This window comes from Lysobacter sp. ESA13C, assembly GCF_019970005.1.
Taxonomy (GTDB): Bacteria; Pseudomonadota; Gammaproteobacteria; order Xanthomonadales; family Xanthomonadaceae; genus Lysobacter; species Lysobacter antibioticus_B.
In genome coordinates this window covers 668,524-684,966 of record NZ_JAHXYK010000001.1, presented here as the reverse complement: position 1 = coordinate 684,966, position 16,443 = coordinate 668,524, and the positions used below count along the sequence as shown (strand labels likewise).

13 protein-coding genes are annotated in these 16,443 nt (G+C 67.6%); 4 read left to right on the top strand and 9 right to left on the bottom strand.

Annotated elements, in window-relative coordinates:
* Window positions 1–101 precede the first annotated feature (101 nt).
* The 8 genes from LC490_RS03050 to LC490_RS03015 all read right to left on the bottom strand — a co-directional run bounded on the left by LC490_RS03050 (window position 102) and on the right by LC490_RS03015 (window position 10,202).
* Complete coding sequence (locus tag LC490_RS03050) at window positions 102–911, bottom strand: alpha/beta hydrolase (protein ID WP_223619252.1); 810 nt, start codon at window positions 909–911, stop codon at window positions 102–104.
* 167 nt (window positions 912–1,078) lie between these two features.
* Window positions 1,079–2,434: an XVIPCD domain-containing protein gene (locus LC490_RS03045; protein ID WP_223619251.1), complete on the bottom strand. Its 1,356-nt coding sequence runs from the start codon at window positions 2,432–2,434 to the stop codon at window positions 1,079–1,081.
* A complete protein-coding gene (locus tag LC490_RS03040) occupies window positions 2,431–3,054 on the bottom strand; it encodes a hypothetical protein (RefSeq protein WP_152566081.1) in 624 nt (207 codons plus the stop codon). The genes LC490_RS03045 and LC490_RS03040 overlap by 4 nt, the downstream gene beginning before the upstream one ends.
* Before the next feature lie 590 nt (window positions 3,055–3,644).
* A complete protein-coding gene (locus LC490_RS03035; RefSeq protein ID WP_031370637.1) occupies window positions 3,645–4,295 on the bottom strand; it encodes a response regulator transcription factor in 651 nt (216 codons plus the stop codon).
* Between the two features lie 38 nt (window positions 4,296–4,333).
* Window positions 4,334–5,077, bottom strand: coding sequence for a sensor histidine kinase (locus LC490_RS03030; protein WP_223619250.1), 744 nt, complete (start codon window positions 5,075–5,077; stop codon window positions 4,334–4,336).
* Entirely contained in the window at window positions 5,074–8,397 is a 3,324-nt protein-coding gene (locus tag LC490_RS03025; protein ID WP_223619249.1) for a serine/threonine-protein kinase, read from the bottom strand. The genes LC490_RS03030 and LC490_RS03025 overlap by 4 nt, the downstream gene beginning before the upstream one ends.
* Window positions 8,394–9,284, bottom strand: a complete 891-nt coding sequence (locus tag LC490_RS03020) for an FHA domain-containing protein (RefSeq protein WP_051884398.1) — start codon at window positions 9,282–9,284, stop codon at window positions 8,394–8,396. Before LC490_RS03020 ends, LC490_RS03025 begins: the two co-directional genes overlap by 4 nt.
* 78 nt (window positions 9,285–9,362) lie before the next feature.
* Window positions 9,363–10,202, bottom strand: coding sequence for a DUF6689 family protein (locus LC490_RS03015; RefSeq protein WP_031370633.1), 840 nt, complete (start codon window positions 10,200–10,202; stop codon window positions 9,363–9,365).
* Between the two features lie 210 nt (window positions 10,203–10,412).
* Here LC490_RS03015 and LC490_RS03010 point away from each other — a divergent pair, with 210 nt between their 5' ends.
* From LC490_RS03010 to LC490_RS02995, 4 genes are all read left to right on the top strand, one after another.
* Window positions 10,413–11,789 (top strand): S8 family serine peptidase, encoded by a 1,377-nt coding sequence (locus LC490_RS03010; RefSeq protein ID WP_223619248.1) that lies wholly within the window; start codon window positions 10,413–10,415, stop codon window positions 11,787–11,789.
* Window positions 11,790–11,971: 182 nt separating this feature from the next.
* Entirely contained in the window at window positions 11,972–14,458 is a 2,487-nt protein-coding gene (locus LC490_RS03005; protein ID WP_223619247.1) for a S8 family serine peptidase, read from the top strand.
* Between the two features lie 166 nt (window positions 14,459–14,624).
* Window positions 14,625–14,936 (top strand): hypothetical protein, encoded by a 312-nt coding sequence (locus LC490_RS03000; protein ID WP_031370630.1) that lies wholly within the window; start codon window positions 14,625–14,627, stop codon window positions 14,934–14,936.
* 356 nt (window positions 14,937–15,292) lie between these two features.
* Window positions 15,293–15,580, top strand: a complete 288-nt coding sequence (locus tag LC490_RS02995) for a hypothetical protein (protein ID WP_031370629.1) — start codon at window positions 15,293–15,295, stop codon at window positions 15,578–15,580.
* A gap of 12 nt (window positions 15,581–15,592) precedes the next feature.
* Here LC490_RS02995 and LC490_RS02990 read toward each other — a convergent pair whose 3' ends face one another.
* Entirely contained in the window at window positions 15,593–16,393 is an 801-nt protein-coding gene (locus LC490_RS02990; protein WP_223619246.1) for an SDR family oxidoreductase, read from the bottom strand.
* Window positions 16,394–16,443: the final 50 nt, after the last annotated feature.

Sequence of the window (16,443 nt, the reverse complement as noted above, 5' to 3'; positions counted from 1 at the left end):
TCGCCCTCTCCGGCGGTCCGGCCCGCCCCCTGGCTGCCCCCTGCTGATACTCGGAGCGACGCGAGCGGAATGGATAGTGTTGGCCGAAAGCCGACCTCCTGCTACGAAACCATTCGGTCGTCGCTTGCATCGAGCCAACTATCGATCAACTCCAATACCGTCTCCGGCGCTTCGCGATGGGGCACGTGGCCGCAGCCCTTGAGGATGCGGTTGATGGCTGGGCCGTGCGTCAGGTCTGCTATCCGTTGCGGGTGCAGCAGCGAACCGAACTCGTCGTGCTCGCCGTGGATGACTAGGTTCGGGCAGCGAATGCGGCCCAGGGCTTCGTCGAGGTTCCAGCCAGCGAAGCTCGGCGCCAGCCAAGTGTCGATCCAGGCACTCAGCACCCAGGCCGCTTTATCACCGTGGTACTTCTGCAGGCGCTCGAGTTGACCCGGCTCTGCGAACGACTGCTGCGCTGCGCGGATGCCTTGCAGCGTCCGATCTTCGACGAAGGCCTGGGCGGATTCGGTGATCAGGCCCGTGCAATCCTCGAGGAAGCTTGCCGCACAACCGATGGCCATGCCGCCGCCGACGCTGTGGCCAAACGCGACGAAGCGCCCGATCTTCAACTGATTCCGCAGCGCAGTGAAAGCTCCGTGGGCTTCGTCGTGAACGAAGCGCCCATCGAGGTGGCCGGGATGGCGGTCGGATCGACCGAAACCAAGCCGGTCGTAAGCGACCACCTGCCTACCGGTCGTGCGCGCGAGTCGCTCCGGAAAGTCGCGCCAAAGTTCGACGCAACCGAGCGAGTCGTGGAACAGAATGATGGGAACGGATTCCCCCGCATCCGTCGCCGGCATCCACGCCTTGGCGTACAACCGTCCTGGGTCGGTATTTATCCAGTGCTCGCGGGTGGGAATGGAGGTCATTAGGTCAGTCGACGATTGCCGGAACAATCAGACCACCCGCTCGACTGCGACCATCGATGACAGCGCCCAACGCGTCGCGGTGAAGAGGGAGGGTTACGGTTCGTTCGTGCCGAAACGGGTTCTGGGCGAGGTTCGAACAAGCGGCAGTGTAACTCCGACGCCGCTGATCAGGCCATACGCGGACCGAGATTCCGGGCCTGTTCTTGGTTTCGACTCTGATTTTCCGCCAGCCCTTGGTTCTCGATATCGAGCTTCTGCAGCGACTCGATGACAGGGGTCTTTTCGGCTATAGCCAGCGAGACTTGGGCGCGCTTGTGCGCCGGGTCGCGCAAATCGCCTTGCACGACGAAACAGGTCTCGCCCGGGTTGGCACCGACGCTGGGCACCACATGATCGACTCGATCCAGGCCGGCTTGCTTCGCCGCTACGAGCAGGTCGAGAGCAATCCGTTCGCCGCCTTCGTCGAACGACCTGCCTTGCTGCTGAAGGATGGCGCCTACACCGTCTCGGATCTTCAGATACATCCCATTGTCAGGATGCCGCGGATCGCGCGGATCACTTGCTCGATGCCTTTCGTCTGGTAAAGGTGGCAAGGTTCCCTTCGACTCCTCGAATGGATTTGACACCTTGTCGGGCAGACGGCGGCTGATTTCCCCGACGAATCCTTGCACTCCGCCTGACAATGCAACTCCGACCGAAGCGCCGCCACGCAGCGCCAGGACATCACCCCTGTACCTATCGAACATTGGCCGATGCTGTTCCGCCAGTTCCAACGCCCTAGCGTCGCCTAGAACGGAATGATCTCGTCGTCCGTTGGAATCTACATCCAGAAAATGATGCATCCGGTGAGAGCCGTTTCCATAGGCGGCAGCTTTCAGCGGATTACGAACATCAAACCGGCTACCGCTGTCCTCATAGCCGACAGCCCTGAGAATGTTCACCTCTACGGGATCTGCATACATCTTGACTTTGCCGAAGTGCCGGCTGCCTGCACTTACGAAATCGCCAGCCATTACGTGGTTGACTATCTGATTGCCGCCTTCATGAATCCTGTATCCAAGCCCCACTGCACCATAAGGGTTGAAGGTCTCTCCGTTCAAATTCAGCTTTGCTGCTGTGATCTGGGCTAGACAACCGCCCAACGAATGACCCGTGACGGTTACCTGCGGAGCAATTCCACTTCGCCCCCCTTGGACGTTCGCGATATCCACGGCATATCGGGTGAACTCGAGCGCATCGCTCGCTTGTCGGTTAACACGATTTGCGACCATTCCACCGTCAGCCAACAAGCCATCCTTGATCGGCTGGTCACCGAACTCGGTGCCACGATGCGCAACAACGATCTCTTTGGTATCCAGGCGCTGGTAAATCGTGCCCTGATAGCCCGAGTCCTTGTTGACGTGAGCGAGGATCGCATACTCGACCCCTCCGATCTTTGCCCTTCTGCTTTCGGGGTCCTCCAGGTCCGGACTCCGATACGCATCGTCGGCCAGATTGGCGTACTGCTGCGTCGTGATGCTCATGGCGGCGCGACTTCAGGTGCCATGCGTATGCTGAAAAGATCATCCCGGAGACCTTCCTTGAACTCCATCGGATCGCCATATCCGTAGTCCGGATAATTCGGCAACTTGGCCTCTTTCGGATAGCCACCACGCCAGTAGTAGATTTTCTTGCTCTTCGATTCACGGATCTCTTCGGCGCTCAGGCTCGCGATGAACCGAGTCTCGCCGTCAGCCCCAGTTGCCTTGAAGATGGTGGTGGCTACGACAGGCTTGAACTTGCATACGCCCTGACCGAAATAGTCCCCATCGAGCAAGCCGTCAAGGGCAACTTCGCCCTTATAGGAACCATCAGAAGCCTTGATAAGCACGATCGGCAAGAAGGTTGAAGTCGGCGTCGTTTGGACGCCAGATGACGGCTCGGCTGGCGGAAGGCAATCCATGTTGATGATGTCGAATTGCATGGTCGCGTCTACGACCGCGAATGCGCCAGGCGCATTGTCCAGAACGACAGAAATCTCACGGCGTTGCTTCGGATCAGGGTTCTTCTTGTACTCGGGCTTGTTGGCGCCGGAGTCACTCGAGCATGCACTGGCCAGAAGAGCGGCTAATAGACTTAGAACGAATCGACATGAAGTTGACATGATCATTTTCCAGACCGGATGGCGGCCTCATTTCTGTGAATAAACCCGCCCGATTCAACGATACGGATAGCCGACATTGATGGACCGGTGTGCGGATGCTTGAGGGATCTCGCAAAGGACTTCTCCTTGTGTCGATTCGATACACCGCTATCGCGGGTTTGGCTTCCGGTCCGTACTGCAATGTGCTTGGTAGTGTGGCCGATGATGCAGGGCCCCTGCGATCCAGCCTAGCAGCGGGCCGCTTGAGCCGGCTATAGGAAAATTCCGATCAGCTGTAGACATTTGCTGCATGCGTGTAGACGAATGGCTACGGTAGGGAGACAGGTCGGCGCGGCTGGGAGTGACGAGACGAAATGGGTCGGGCTTGGTCGCGGCTTGCACCGTTCCTACATTCGGCGGCACCGGAGGTTCCGGCGCGAGCTTTGGATTGCGCGGTCGCGGCTTACGCCGCTCCTACCCTAGGCCATGCTGAAAGTTGCGACGCGAGGTTGCGGGATCGCGGTCGCGGCTTGCGCCGCTCCTACCCTTTGGGCCGCGGGCGTGCCGAGGCGAACTGGCAGGATGCAGTCTAGGTGTGCCGCGGAGCACGCTCAGTCGAGCAAGCCCTTGCGCAGGGCGTAACGCACCAACTCGGCAGTGTTGCGGACGTCGAGTTTGTCGAGCACGCGGGCGCGGTGGTTCTCGGCGGTCTTGGCGCTGATGTCGAGCTTGCGGGCGATCTCTTTGGTGGTCAGGCCTTCGGCGATCAGATGGAACACTTCGCGTTCGCGTGGGGTGAGGCGGCCGTAAGGGTCTTCGACGGTGCGCTCGGGGTGGCGCATCTGTTCGGCCATGGCCTTGGCCGCCTGCGGGCCGAAATAGCTGCGGCCCGCATGCAGGCAGCGCACGGCGGCGAGCAGTTCCGAGGCTGCGCTGTCTTTGACCAGGTAGCCGGAAGCGCCGGCGCGCACGGCTTGCAGTACGTACTCGTCTTCCTGGTGCATGGTCAGCACCAGCACGCGGGTGTCGGGCAGGGCTTCGCGTAAACGCCGCACGACTTCGATGCCGTTGAGGCGCGGCATCGAGATGTCGGCGACGACGATGTCGGGGCGGGTGGCGATGGCTTGGGTGACGGTCTCCAGGCCGTCGGACGCCTGGGCCACGACTTCGATCGCGCCGTCGGCCTGCAACAGGCTGACGAGACTCTCGCGTACGAGAGTGTGGTCGTCTGCGATCAGAACCCGGATAGTAAAACTCGCCATGCGGGCAAGGTGCGCGCCGGCTTCGCCGCCGTCAAGCCTCAGGCGTCGGCGACGGGCGGCAACGGCAGCACCGCGCGCAGGCGCGTGCCTTCGCCGGGCACGGAATGGATTTCGAGTTTGCCGTCGTACAGGCGCAGACGCTCGCGCATGCCGCCGAGGCCGCAGCCGCCGGACGCGGCCACCGCGTCGGGGTCGTAACCGCAACCGTCGTCGACGACTTGCAATTGCAGCAGGCCGCCTCGCGCGACGAGGCGCAAAAGCACACTGCGTGCCTGCGCATGTTTGGCCGCGTTGTTGATCGCCTCCTGGGCGACGCGGAACAGCAAGGTCTGCAGATCGCCGTCGAGCGCCGGCAGCGCTTCGATCTCGATCGCGACGTCCATGCCGCTGGCTTCGCTCTGGCTGCGCGCCAGCCAGCGCAGCGCCGGTTCCAGGCCGAGGTCGTCGAGGATCGGCGGGCGCAGCAGGCGCGAGAGCTCGCGCGTGTCTTCGAGCGTGTCGGCGCACAGCGCGATCGCCGTTTCCAGTCGCGCGCGTTGCTCGGCTGACAAGCCGTCGCCGAGTTGGACCAGGCGGTGCTTGAGGGCGGTGAGGTTTTGGCCGATGCCGTCGTGCAGTTCGCGCGCGAGGCGGCGGCGCTCGTCTTCCTGCACTCGCCACACCGAGCGGCCGAGCCGGCGGAACTCGCGTTCGTTGGCTTCCAGGCGTTGCAGCAGGCTGCGGTATTGATCGCGGATGCGTTCCAGCGACAGGTCTGGCTCGGTGGGATCGGAGCGGCTCATGGCGCCTCCTTGCCTGACGGCGTTTCGATGCGGTCGAAGCCGGCGCGCAGGGCCGGCGGCAATCCGTCGCGCATGGTCTTCAGTGCGGCATCGGCCTTGTTGCGGGCGCTGCGTTCGCCGGCGACGTCGCCGGTCGCTGCGTAGGCGCGCGCGCCGAGACGATGCAGCGCTCGGGCGCGATGGAAGTCGCCGTCGCGCAGGCGCTGCACGGCTTCGCGGTAATGGCCCAGGGCAAGCGCGGGATTGCTTGCGGCCAGGGCCTGCCGCATCGCCAACTCCAGCCAGGCCAGCCGCAAGCCGGCGTGACCGAGGCTGGCGGTGGCGCGGTCGAGCGAGGGATCAACGCGCTCATTGGCGGCCTGCTCCAGCGCGATCTGCAGTTGCAACTGGCGCACGCCGGAGGCCTCGGCGAGTTGCCGGGCCTGGCGCAAGGCGGGGCCGGCCTGCGCCGCGCGTTGCCCGCGCGCGGCCAGCTGCGCTTGCAGCAGATAGGCGATCGCGCGTTGTTCGCTGGACGCTTGTGCGAGCGGTTTGTCTTGCTCGTCGAGCAAACGCCGGGCCTCGACCAGGGCCTGCGCTTGCATCAGGGCTTGGACGCGCAGCAGGTCGACATCGACCTGGCCGCGCGCGTCTTCGCGTTGCCGGAACAGCTCGCCGGCCTGGCGCGCCTGATCGATCGCCGCAGCGTAATGGCCTTGCAGCAGTTCCAGTTCGGCGAGGTTGCGGCGGCTCACCGCGACCTCTTCCAACATCTGCTGCTGTTCGGCGGCGCTCAAGGAATGCTGCAGCAGGCGGCGCGCCTCGCTCCACTGACCGCGCGCCGTCGCAAGCAGGCCGAGATTCTGTTCGGTGCGGATGCGCCCGGTCTGTTCGCCGAGCGCAGCATAAGCCTCGGCGGCCTGCTGCCAATACACCTGGGCGTCGTCGTAGGCGCCGAGTTGATAGTCGGCGAAGCCGATGTTGTTGAGCGCCTGCGCGGTGCCGTGCGGGTCCTCCACCTGACGCCAGGCCTGCAAAGCGCGACGGAACGCGTCGAGCGCGCCGGGGTAGTCGCCGCGCTCCTCGGCGAGCAGGCCGAGTTCGTTTTCGACCGCGGCCAAGCCGGCGCGATCGTCCAGCTCGACATGCAGCGCGCGCGCCTGCGCCAACGCGGCAGCGGCCTCGTCGAACTTGCCGGTGGTGGCAAGCACGTTGGCGAGGTTGCGCAAGCTGGTCGCCACGCCTCGGCGGTTGCCGAGCGCACGCCGCAGCTCCACCGCCTTGCGGTATTGCTCGGCGGCGTCGGCCGACTGGCCGAGACGGCCGTAGCCGACGCCGAGCGCGTTGACCGTTTCGGCTTCGCCGCCGAGGTTGCGGCTGCGCTTGAACAAGACCAGCGCGCGCACGAGGTAGTCGTCGACCGCGCGCCGCGCCTGCCCCTGCAGGATCGAAAACTTGCCGAGTTCGAACCACACCCGCGGGTCGTCGCCGTCGCGCTCGGCCAGGCGCAGCAAGGCGGCGACGGCGGCCTTGAAATCGCCGCCGGCGCCGAGGCCGCGGGCGAGGTTGAGTTCGGCGTAGGTGTCGTCCGGGGTCTTGGCCAACCACTCGCGCCAGGCCGCGACGGCCTTGGGCGGGTCGCCTTGCAGCAGGGCATGTTCGGCATCGAGCCGGCGCCGCAGGCGTTCGCCGATGCCGGCCACGGCCTGGCCGCGTTCGATCGCTTCGAAGGCGGCGTCCTGCTCGCCGATGGCGAGGGCGGCTTCGCCCTGCGCGAGCCAGGCCATGGCGTAATCGGGCGCGGCGGCGGTGGCGAGGCCGAACTGGGTCAGCGCATCGCTCAAGCGGCCTTGGCGACGCGCCAGCAGGCCGGCGCCATAGGCATCGAGCGCCTTGCCCGTATCGGGCAAGGCCAGCGCGATCGCCGACGGCAAGGCCAGCGCGCGCACGGTGTCCGGCTTCGCCGCCCAGGCCTGCAAGGCCGCGGTCGGGTCGGCGGCAAGCGGCCCGGCGAGGGTCTGCGCCGGGGCGCCGCCGACACGCAGTTCGGCGTCGATGCGCCAACGGCCGTCGCGCTCGACCAAGCGCGGCTGCAACACGCGCCGCGCCGCGGCGAGCCGGCTCAAGGCGGCGCTATCGGGTACGGCGTTGCCGGTCGGGTCGAGTTGCCGCAGTGCCTGCACGGTGCGTTCTTCATCGACCACCGCGACACCGGGCGATGCCGCGAGCGCATCGCGCAAATGCGCGCCCAAACCGAGCAGACGCGGCGCCAGCGCATCGTCGCCGGCATGGCGGATCGGCAAGACCAGCAGACGGTCCAGGGGCGCCGAGGCCATCTGCACCGGTGCGCTGTCGCGCTGCCACCACCACGCGCCGGCGCCGGCGAGCAAGGCCAGTGCGGCGGCCGCGGCCAGCCAGAGGGCGCGCGTGGAACGACCGCCTTCGCGATAGCCGTCGCGAGGCACTTCTTTGGCGTCGAGCGCGGCGATCACCGCGGCCGCGTCCTTGAAGCGGTGCGCCGGTTGCGGCCGCAGCAGCTTGTCGACCAGGCGCGCGATCCAGGCCGGCAGTTCGGCGCGCTGCGCGGTCACCGGCGGCGGTGTGCGCAGCATGCGTTGCGCCAGCACTTCGCTGACCGTGCCGCCGGCGAACGGCAGCTTCCCGGTCAGCATTTCGTAGAGGATCAGGCCGAGCGCATACAGATCGCTGCGCGCATCGAGCGCTTCGCCGCGCGCCTGCTCCGGCGACAGATAGTCCGGCGTGCCGATCACCGCGCCGGACTGGGTCAGGCCGCTGCTGGCGAGCGAGCGCGCCACGCCGAAATCGCTGATGTAGGCATTGCCTTGCGCATCCAGCAGCACGTTGGCCGGCTTGAGGTCGCGGTGCACCACGCCCTTGGCGTGCGCCGCGGCGAGGCCTTCGGCGAGTTGACGGGCGATGCGCAGGGCGCTGTCGACGGCGAACGGCCCGTCGCGGTCGAGGCGGCGATCGAGCGATTCGCCGTCGACGAAATCCATGCTGATCAGCCAACGGCCTTCGTGCTGCGCCAGATCGTGGATGCGCACGACGTGGGCGCTGGACACTTGCCGCGCCAGCAGCAGTTCCTGACGGAAGCGTTCGAGCGCATCCGGGCGGTGCATCAGTTCCGGGCGCAGCAGTTTCAGCGCGACCTGGATGTCCAAGGCGAGGTCGGTGGCGCGATAGACCACGCCCATGCCGCCGACGCCGAGCATCGACTCGATGCGGAAGCGCCCGGCCAGCACGCTGCCCGGCGGCAGATCGGCGTGTCGATAGAGACCGGTGGCGGTCGCGTCGTGCCCGGCACCGCCGGAGGCGCTCATCCCGCCTCCCCGAACTGGGCGGCGACGATGCGCTCCCACTGCGGCGCGGCCGGCTGGGCATCGAGCCATTCGCTGGTACGGCGCACGGCGATCCATACCGCCGCGCCTTCGGCGAAGGCTTCGAGCAATTCCAGGTCGAGGGTGGTGATCGCCGGCCCCGGGCGCACGCGATCGGCGTACAGCACGCCGAGGGTTTGTTCGCCGTCGAGCAGCGGCAGGCATACCAGGGTGTTGATTCCGGCCGCGACCACCGAGGCGCGCGTCGCCAGCCAGGCTTCGCTGCGGACATCGTTGGCGACGACCGCGCGGCGTTGCTGCAAGGCCCGCCGCACCGCGCCGACGCTGCCGGAGAATTCGCGCGCGCCGAGCCGGCCCGGGTCGAGCGCCAGGCTGCTGTGCACCTTATAGCCGTCACCGTCGCCGGCTTCGAACAGGACGAAACCGCGCTCGCATTGGGCCAGGTCCAACACCGCGCGCAGGCTGCCGTCGAGCAAGTCGTCGAGCCGGGTCAGGCCTTGCAGCCGCATCGTGTGTGCGGTGGCCGCGGCGCGGCGCAGCGACTGGCCCTGTTCGCCGGCGGCGATCTCGGCGGCGCTGAGCGGCGCGAATTCGCAATGCACGTCGCCGAAGCGCAGCCAATACGGCTCGGTCATGACCAGTTCGTCGACCGCGAGGCCGTCGGCGAAGCTGCCGTTCTTGCTGCCGAGGTCGCGCAGGCGCCAGCCGTCGGCTTCGCCACGCAGTTCGGCGTGGCGGCGCGAGATCGAAGGGTGCGCGATGACCAGGTCGCAGTCGGGCGCGCGGCCGATACTCAACGCGTCGCCCGGCCGCAATGACCGGACGACCGCAGCGTGATCTGGCGGATAGGCGATCAGGCGCGCCTGCATCGGATCATCTTAGCGTCGCCGATGCGGGAAAGGCAGGCGCGACGGCGCAAAGCGCAAGCCGCCGATGACGCGGTGTGCTTATTGGCCGAAGTCGCGCAGGTAGGCGACGCTGAACTTCAGCGTCGCGGCCCCCGCGATCAGTTCGCCGGCATGGTTGTCGAGGTCGCGGGCGGCGCGCCACTGGTCGGCGAGCGGACTGCCGGCGCGGGCGACGGCGCGGGCGCGGAACGCATCCAGCGCCGCGATCGCATCGGCGTACTCGGCCGCGGCGACGGCGGTGGCGACGGTGTCGAGCCAGGCATCGAACGCCGCCTGCTCGGCCAAGGGCAGTTGATCGACACGGGCGCGCAGCCAGGCGATCTTCTGGGCGATCACGCTGCCGGTGGCGCGCAGGTCCGACAGCACCAGGAACTGCGAGAAACCGCCGGTGGTGCCGCGCGCGCGCACGCTGCCCGGAGCGATTTCGTCGGAGATGTCGCGGAAGTTGCCGCCCAGCGGGGCCTTGAACAAACGATACGAGCTGCCCGCGCTGTAGCTCAGCGCATGGGTATGCACCTCGACCCGCACGCTGCGGCGGAAGCTGAGCCCGCCGAGCGCCGGCGGCTCGATGGTGATCAGCAGCGGAAAGGCCGGGTCGAGCGGGGTCAGGCCGAGGCCAGGCAGGCGCGCGAGCAGGGCGCTGTCGCTGAGGCTGACCAGCTGGGCGCTGACCCCCAGGCTGGACGCCTGCAGGCCGCTGGCATCGTCGAAGGTCAGGGTGAGGTCGGCGACCGGCTGGGTGGGATCGCCGACCACGATGGTGGCGGTGTTGCCGGAAGCGTTGACGGTGACCGGCAACGATTGCGCCGATGCGACCGCGCTGGATACGAACAGGGCGGCGGCTGCCAGCAGCCTCGACGCCAACGCCAACTTCCCCATCGCTTACTCCGGCGTACGACCACGCGGAGAGGCAGGCTAAACCGAAATGTGACGTGTGTCTCTAGGGGATTTCCCTCAGCGCCGTCCCCAGGAAGCTGACTGGGGGTTTTCCGCGCTTGCCGCTGAAGGGAATCCCGGATGCCCCGACCGCCGCGGCCGGTTCATGTTCGGCCGACACGGCCATCGGGTCATTAGGGAGTCTTCGCTCGCATGAATCGCACTCGTCGCAAGGCACTGAAACTGTCCGCCCTGTCTTTGGGCCTGCTGAGCAGCGGCCTGGCCCTGGCCGAGGCCCGGCTCGATCCGCAGTTGCTGTCGAAGCTGAATTCGACGGCCACGAACGAGCCGCTGCAGATCGTGGTCAGCTACAAGCAAACCGGCCCGGTCACGACCGGCCAGGTCGCCGCTCTGCAGGCGCTCGGCATCGCCAAGGGCATCCGCATGCGCAGCCTGCCGATCGCCGGCGCCCTGGCGACCGGGGCGCAGATCCGCGCCCTCGCGCAACGCGACGATATCGCCGCGATCCATTTCAACCGCAGCCTGCGCTACTACAACGCCGACGCGCGCCGTCTGTCCGGCGTCGACCGCCTGCAGGCGGCGCCCTCGCTCGGCTACACCGGTCGCGGCGTCACCGTGATGGTCAACGATTCCGGCATCGACGCCACTCACGACGACCTGAAATTCGGCAACCACGTGGTCGAGAACGTACAGGCGCTGACCAACCTGGCCTCGGTGACCGGTTTCGGCCCGGCGACTTACCTGGAAGGCCAACTCAATACCGACCTCAGCTCCGGCCACGGCACCCATTGCGCCGGCAGCGTCGGAGGCAGCGGCGCGCGTTCGGGCGGCCAGCAGCGCGGCGTCGCCCCGGCCGCCGACCTGGTCGGCTACGGTTCCGGCGCGGTGATCTCGATCCTCGATGCGGTCGGCGGCTTCGACTACGCCATCGCCAAGCAACACGCGTTCAATTCGCCGATCAAGGTGATCTCCAATTCCTGGGGCAGCAGCGGCGCCTTCGACCCCACCGACCCGGTCAACCTCGCCAGCTATGCGGCGTACAAGAAGGGCATCGTCAGCGTGTTCGCCGCCGGCAACGACGGCCCGGCCGAAAACACCCACAACCCTTACGCACAGGCGCCGTGGGTGATCTCGGTGGGCGCCGGCGAGAAGGACGGCACGCTGGCCGACTTCTCCTCGCGCGGCCAGCGCGGCGAAAGCGGCAGCTTCACCATGAGCGACGGCTCGCACTGGACCTACGTCAACCAGCCGAGCCTGGTCGCGACCGGCGTCGATGTCGTGTCCGCGCGCGCCTTGACCGGCGCCTTGCCCTTGTTAGCCACGCCGCAGGATGCCGCCCTCGGCCTGCAGGCGCCGTTCTACACCCACATGAGCGGCACCTCGATGGCGACGCCGCATGTCGCCGGTATCGTCGCCCTGCTGTTCGAGGCCAACCCCGGGCTGAGCCCGCTCGAGGTCAAACAGGTGCTGCAATCCACCGCCGACCCGATGGCCGGACGCCAGCCTTACGAGGTCGGCAGCGGTCATGTCGATGCCTACGAGGCGGCCCAGGTCGCACAGGGGCTGTAGCACGGCGGCAGGCCCCTGCCGCGGCAGCGCGGTAGGGGCCGTCGCACGGCCTTGCTCGGCCCTCGGCACCTGAGGGTTTCTCCCCAGCCGGGTTAGGGGGAAGTCCCGATGCGATGGCCCCGGGCGGCTGCGAATACTCCGGACACGCCTCACGTCCTCGGCGTTTCCGGAGCCATTCGACCATGTCATCGCGAATTCCCCGTAAGACCTTCCGCGTCTGCGCCATCGCCGTCGGCGTACTCGCCAGCGGCGTCGCCCTGGCCGACGCCCACCTCGACCCGCAGTTGCTCAAGCGCATGGCCGCCGTCGCCGGCACCGAGCCGCTGCAGGTGGTGGTCAGCTACAAGCAGTCCAGCCCGGTGACCCCGGCCCAGGTCGCGGCGCTGCGCGCGCTCGGCATCGACCAGGGCGTGACCATGCGGACCCTGCCGATCGCCGGCGCCCTGGCGACGCCGGCGGAGATCCGCGCCTTGGCCCAGCGCGACGACGTCGCCTCGATCTACTGGAATGCGCCGCTGCGCTACTTCAACAAGGAAGCGCGCGAGATCACCGGCGCCGCCCGCACCGTCGACAACCCCGGCGACTACGTGCGCGCAGTGCCGTTCAGCGGCGCCGGCGTCACCGTGGTGGTCAACGACTCCGGCATCGACGCCACCCACGACGACCTCAAGTTCCGCGAGCACGTGGTCGAGAACACCCTCGGCACCACCAACCTCAACTCGCTCGACTCGATGCTGCCGATCTCCTACACCGAGGGCGTGATCAACACCGACCTCGGTTCCGGCCACGGCACCCATTGCGCCGGCACCATCGGCGGCAACGGCGCCCGCTCCAACGGCCTGTACCGCGGCGTGGCGCCGGGTGCGGACCTGGTCGGTTACGGCTCGGGTGCGGTGTTGCTGATCCTCGATGCGGTCGGCGGCCTCGATTACGCCGCGACCAAGCAGTTCAGCTTCGATCACCCGATCCGCGTGACCAGCAACTCCTGGGGCAGCAGCGGCAAGTTCGATCCGCTCAACCCGGTCAACGTTTCGACCTACGAGCTGTACAAGCGCGGCATCGTCAGCGTGTTCGCCGCCGGCAACGACGGCCCCGGCGAAGACACCCACAACCCCTACGCACAGGCGCCGTGGGTGATCTCGGTCGGCGCCGGCGAGAAGGACGGCGTGCTGACCGGTTTCTCCTCGCGCGGCAAGCGCGGCGAGAGCGGCAGCTTCACCATGCCCGACGGCCGCCAGTGGACCTACTTCAACCAGCCCACCATCGTCGCGCCGGGCGTGGACATCGTCTCCACGCGCGCGCTGACCGGCGCCCTGCCGGCGACCGAAGCGCAGCACGACGCCGAAACCCTGGCGCCGGCCTATCTGGCCCACTACACCCACATGAGCGGCACCTCGATGGCGACGCCGCACGTCGCCGGCATCGTGGCGCTGATGCTGGAAGCCAATCCGAACCTGACCCCGGCGCAGATCAAGGACATCCTCGAGCGCACCTCGACCAACATGACCGGGCGCCTGGCCTGGGAAGCCGGTGCCGGCCACGTCAACGCCTACACCGCGGTCGCCGAGGCCGCCGCGCTGCGCTACGGCTTCGGCGCCACGGTCAACCCGCTGCGTGCGTTCAACGCCAACGCGATCCTGTCCGGCGGCGTGCCGAACCTGCCGTTCTCGGTCGACTTCGCACCCGTCGGCACGGTCGAGGAACAAAGCTTCACCGTCGCCAGCGACATCGCCTGGGTCGCGGCCCGCGCCACCATCGGCGAGAACACGCTGGCGGTGGTGCTGACCGATCCGGACGGCATCAAGTACGGCTCCTCGATCGCCCTGCCGGTGCTCGGCGACACCGTCACCACCGGCGCGCCCGGCAAGCCCGGCGTGTGGAAGGTCAGCGTGCGCGGCGTCGGCTCGGTGTCCGGCACCAACCTCGACCCGGCCAAGGTCACCAACGGCTACGGCCTGCCCGGCACGGTCGATGGCGAAATCAGTTTCCTCAAGAGCGGCGGCTACACCGGCATGGGCGACGTCGCCACCCACCCGGCGCGCTCGGCGATCGAATTCGCCGTCGCCAACCGGCTGGTCGACGGTTACTCGGACCAGCAGTTCCGCCCCGATGCCACGCTCAAGCGCAGCGAACTGGCGCAATACCTGTTGATGGGCCAGAGCGTGCGCCAGTACCTGCCGTTCAACGGCCGCTCCAGCTTCAGCGACCTCTCGCCCGGCGACGCGCGTTACGCCTATGCCGAATCCGCGGTCGCCAACGGCGGCGCACTGCGCGACCTGAGCCAGTCGCAGGACGGCGTGATGGGCACGCTCAACGGCGCGTTCCGCCCGAACGACAGCGTCAGCCGGGTCAGCCTGGCCTATTCGCTGGTGCAGAGCCTGGCCTTGCAGAGCGAAGCGCGCGCGTTCAACGGCCAGCTGACCGCGTTCTACGACGGCAAGCGCATTGTCGTCGACGATGCGGCGTCGATCCCGGCCAGCCTGCGCGGTTACGTGCAGTTGGCCCTCGACCGCGGCCTGATCAATGCGCGCTTCGCCGTCACCCAGGGGCCGTTCGATCTGCAACCGACCCTGCACGCCTACTTCGACCCCGGCAAGACGGTGAGCCGCGCCGCCTTCGCGGTCGCCGCAGGCCGCTACCTGGTCGCCTACCAGAGCGCCCAGGACTGAGCTGCGAGGCAGGCGGGGAAGCTTGACGAGCGGCCCGGGAAACCGGGCCGCTTTGTTGCCGGCCGCATCCGGCATTACGACTGCAACGCGGCGCGCGACGCGATCGCGCATCGGCATTGCGGCACGGGCAGATCGCGCCGTTCGCGGTTGCGCCTACAATCGGCGGATGGATCATCAACTCATCATCAAGTTCTGGCGCAAGTCCCTGGCCGACGAGGCCTTCCTGGCGACGATCGAGGCCGAGTTGAAGGCCGCGCTGGGCGATACGGTCGAGCTGGAGGGTTACGACGTCAGCGCGAAAGAGATCAATCTGTTCATGCTGACCGCCGACCCGCGCCATAGCTTCCGCCGCGCCAAGGACGTGCTGGAACGCCTGGGCCTGATCCAGGGCATGTCGGCCGCGCATCGCCTGGTCGGCGGCGCGCGCTTCACTTCGCTGTGGCCGCTGCGCGCGATGCGCAAGTTCACCCTGCCCTAGCGCTCGGTTGCGAGGACGTCGTCGTCCGTGTTCGCAGTACGCACGCCTCGTCGCGCGCACCGCTGCTTTCCTTGAGCCGCCATCGCAAGCGGGCGCGCCGTCGCGCTTCGTGTCGCACGAGTGCGCAGGCGCCGTAGCCGGGTGTGATCGCGATCCGGGTTTTCGCGATCGCGATCTTGCCGCCGCGGTTGATCTCCAGTCGCGCTCGCGGTTCGCAAGGACGGTGACGCACGGCGATTTGTCCTGACGCATGAGCCCGGCTACGATGCCGCGGGATCGCCGGCCTTGGGGAAGGCCGGCCCGACTGCCCGGTCTTGCCCCGCAGTCCCACTCTCTGGGTAGCACGCATCGACATCATGGCGACGCGCTTCATCATCGAAGACACCGATCACGCGCAATCGCTGAGCCAACACGGCTCGCTGGCCGAGGCGTGGGTGGAGTTGCGGCGCTTGTCGGGCATTCCCTGGGACCAGGCGCCGAACATCGCGCCGTGCACGGGTTGGCGCACCTGCGGCCGCTCCTACGAGATCATCGAATTCGACACCTCGCTGGACCCGTGGCGCGAAGTGCAGCGCGTGTCCGGTTTCGGCATTCGCGCACTCGGCGTGGTGTGGGCGCCGGATGCGCAACGCGACGAGCCCTGAGTCGCCCGCGTTTCAATCCACCAGGAAACCGCCGGTGAGATTGAGGATGCCGCCGGTCATCGCCGAGGCGCGATCCGAAGCGGCGTAGACCGCGCTGCCGGCGATGTCGGCGAGCGTCGGCAAACGCTTGAGCAGGGTGCTCTCGGCCGCGCCCTGCAGCATCGCTTCGACCGAGATGCCGGCCTGGTCGGCGAGCGGCTGGAACACTTCGCGACTGTGCGAACCCGCGTCCAGCGCTTCGGGGATCGCATGCGAACGCAGGCAGACGGTGCGAATACCGCGCCCGCCGAGTTCGCCGGCGAGATGGCGCGACATCGCTTCGACACCGGCGCAGGCGACGCAATGGCCCAGATAGCCGGGACCGGTCATGCGCGCAACCGGCGTGACCAGGCTCAGGATGACGCCGCCGCGTTCGCCCATGTGGCGCGCGGCCGCCTGTGCGGTCAGATAGTTGGAGCGAATGTACGAGTGGACCGGATACTCGAAGTCGGCCAGCGGCAGTTCGGCGAACGGCACGCCCTGCACGTGCACGAAGGCCACCGCGTTGAAAACGATATCGATGGCGCCCGCCTTCGCCGCGACCGCCTCGGCGTGGCGTTCGACGGCGTCGGCATCGAGCGCATCGACCCGCGCGCTTTCGGCCACGCCACCGGCGCCCGCTATGTCCGTCACGACCGCATCGAGACGCGCTTGGCTACGGCCGGCGAGGAACAAGCGAGCGCCTTCGCGCGCGAACGCACGCGCCACCGCGCCGCCGATCGCGCCGCCACCGCCGTGGATCACCGCGACCTTGCCTTCGAGTTCCCGCTTCATTGCGCCTCCGTTGAACCGCATCGCGATCGTCGCGCGTGCGCGCCGACCGC

Coding starts and splice junctions, on each gene's coding strand:
- LC490_RS03010 (WP_223619248.1), top strand. CDS start 10,413: ATGAATCGCACTCGTCGCAAGGCACTGAAACTGTCCGCCCTGTCTTTG.
- LC490_RS02990 (WP_223619246.1), bottom strand. CDS start 16,393: ATGAAGCGGGAACTCGAAGGCAAGGTCGCGGTGATCCACGGCGGTGGC.
- LC490_RS03020 (WP_051884398.1), bottom strand. CDS start 9,284: ATGCAGGCGCGCCTGATCGCCTATCCGCCAGATCACGCTGCGGTCGTC.
- LC490_RS03000 (WP_031370630.1), top strand. CDS start 14,625: ATGGATCATCAACTCATCATCAAGTTCTGGCGCAAGTCCCTGGCCGAC.
- LC490_RS03040 (WP_152566081.1), bottom strand. CDS start 3,054: ATGTCAACTTCATGTCGATTCGTTCTAAGTCTATTAGCCGCTCTTCTG.
- LC490_RS03015 (WP_031370633.1), bottom strand. CDS start 10,202: ATGGGGAAGTTGGCGTTGGCGTCGAGGCTGCTGGCAGCCGCCGCCCTG.
- LC490_RS03005 (WP_223619247.1), top strand. CDS start 11,972: ATGTCATCGCGAATTCCCCGTAAGACCTTCCGCGTCTGCGCCATCGCC.
- LC490_RS03035 (WP_031370637.1), bottom strand. CDS start 4,295: ATGGCGAGTTTTACTATCCGGGTTCTGATCGCAGACGACCACACTCTC.
- LC490_RS03045 (WP_223619251.1), bottom strand. CDS start 2,434: ATGAGCATCACGACGCAGCAGTACGCCAATCTGGCCGACGATGCGTAT.
- LC490_RS02995 (WP_031370629.1), top strand. CDS start 15,293: ATGGCGACGCGCTTCATCATCGAAGACACCGATCACGCGCAATCGCTG.
- LC490_RS03025 (WP_223619249.1), bottom strand. CDS start 8,397: ATGAGCGCCTCCGGCGGTGCCGGGCACGACGCGACCGCCACCGGTCTC.
- LC490_RS03030 (WP_223619250.1), bottom strand. CDS start 5,077: ATGAGCCGCTCCGATCCCACCGAGCCAGACCTGTCGCTGGAACGCATC.
- LC490_RS03050 (WP_223619252.1), bottom strand. CDS start 911: ATGACCTCCATTCCCACCCGCGAGCACTGGATAAATACCGACCCAGGA.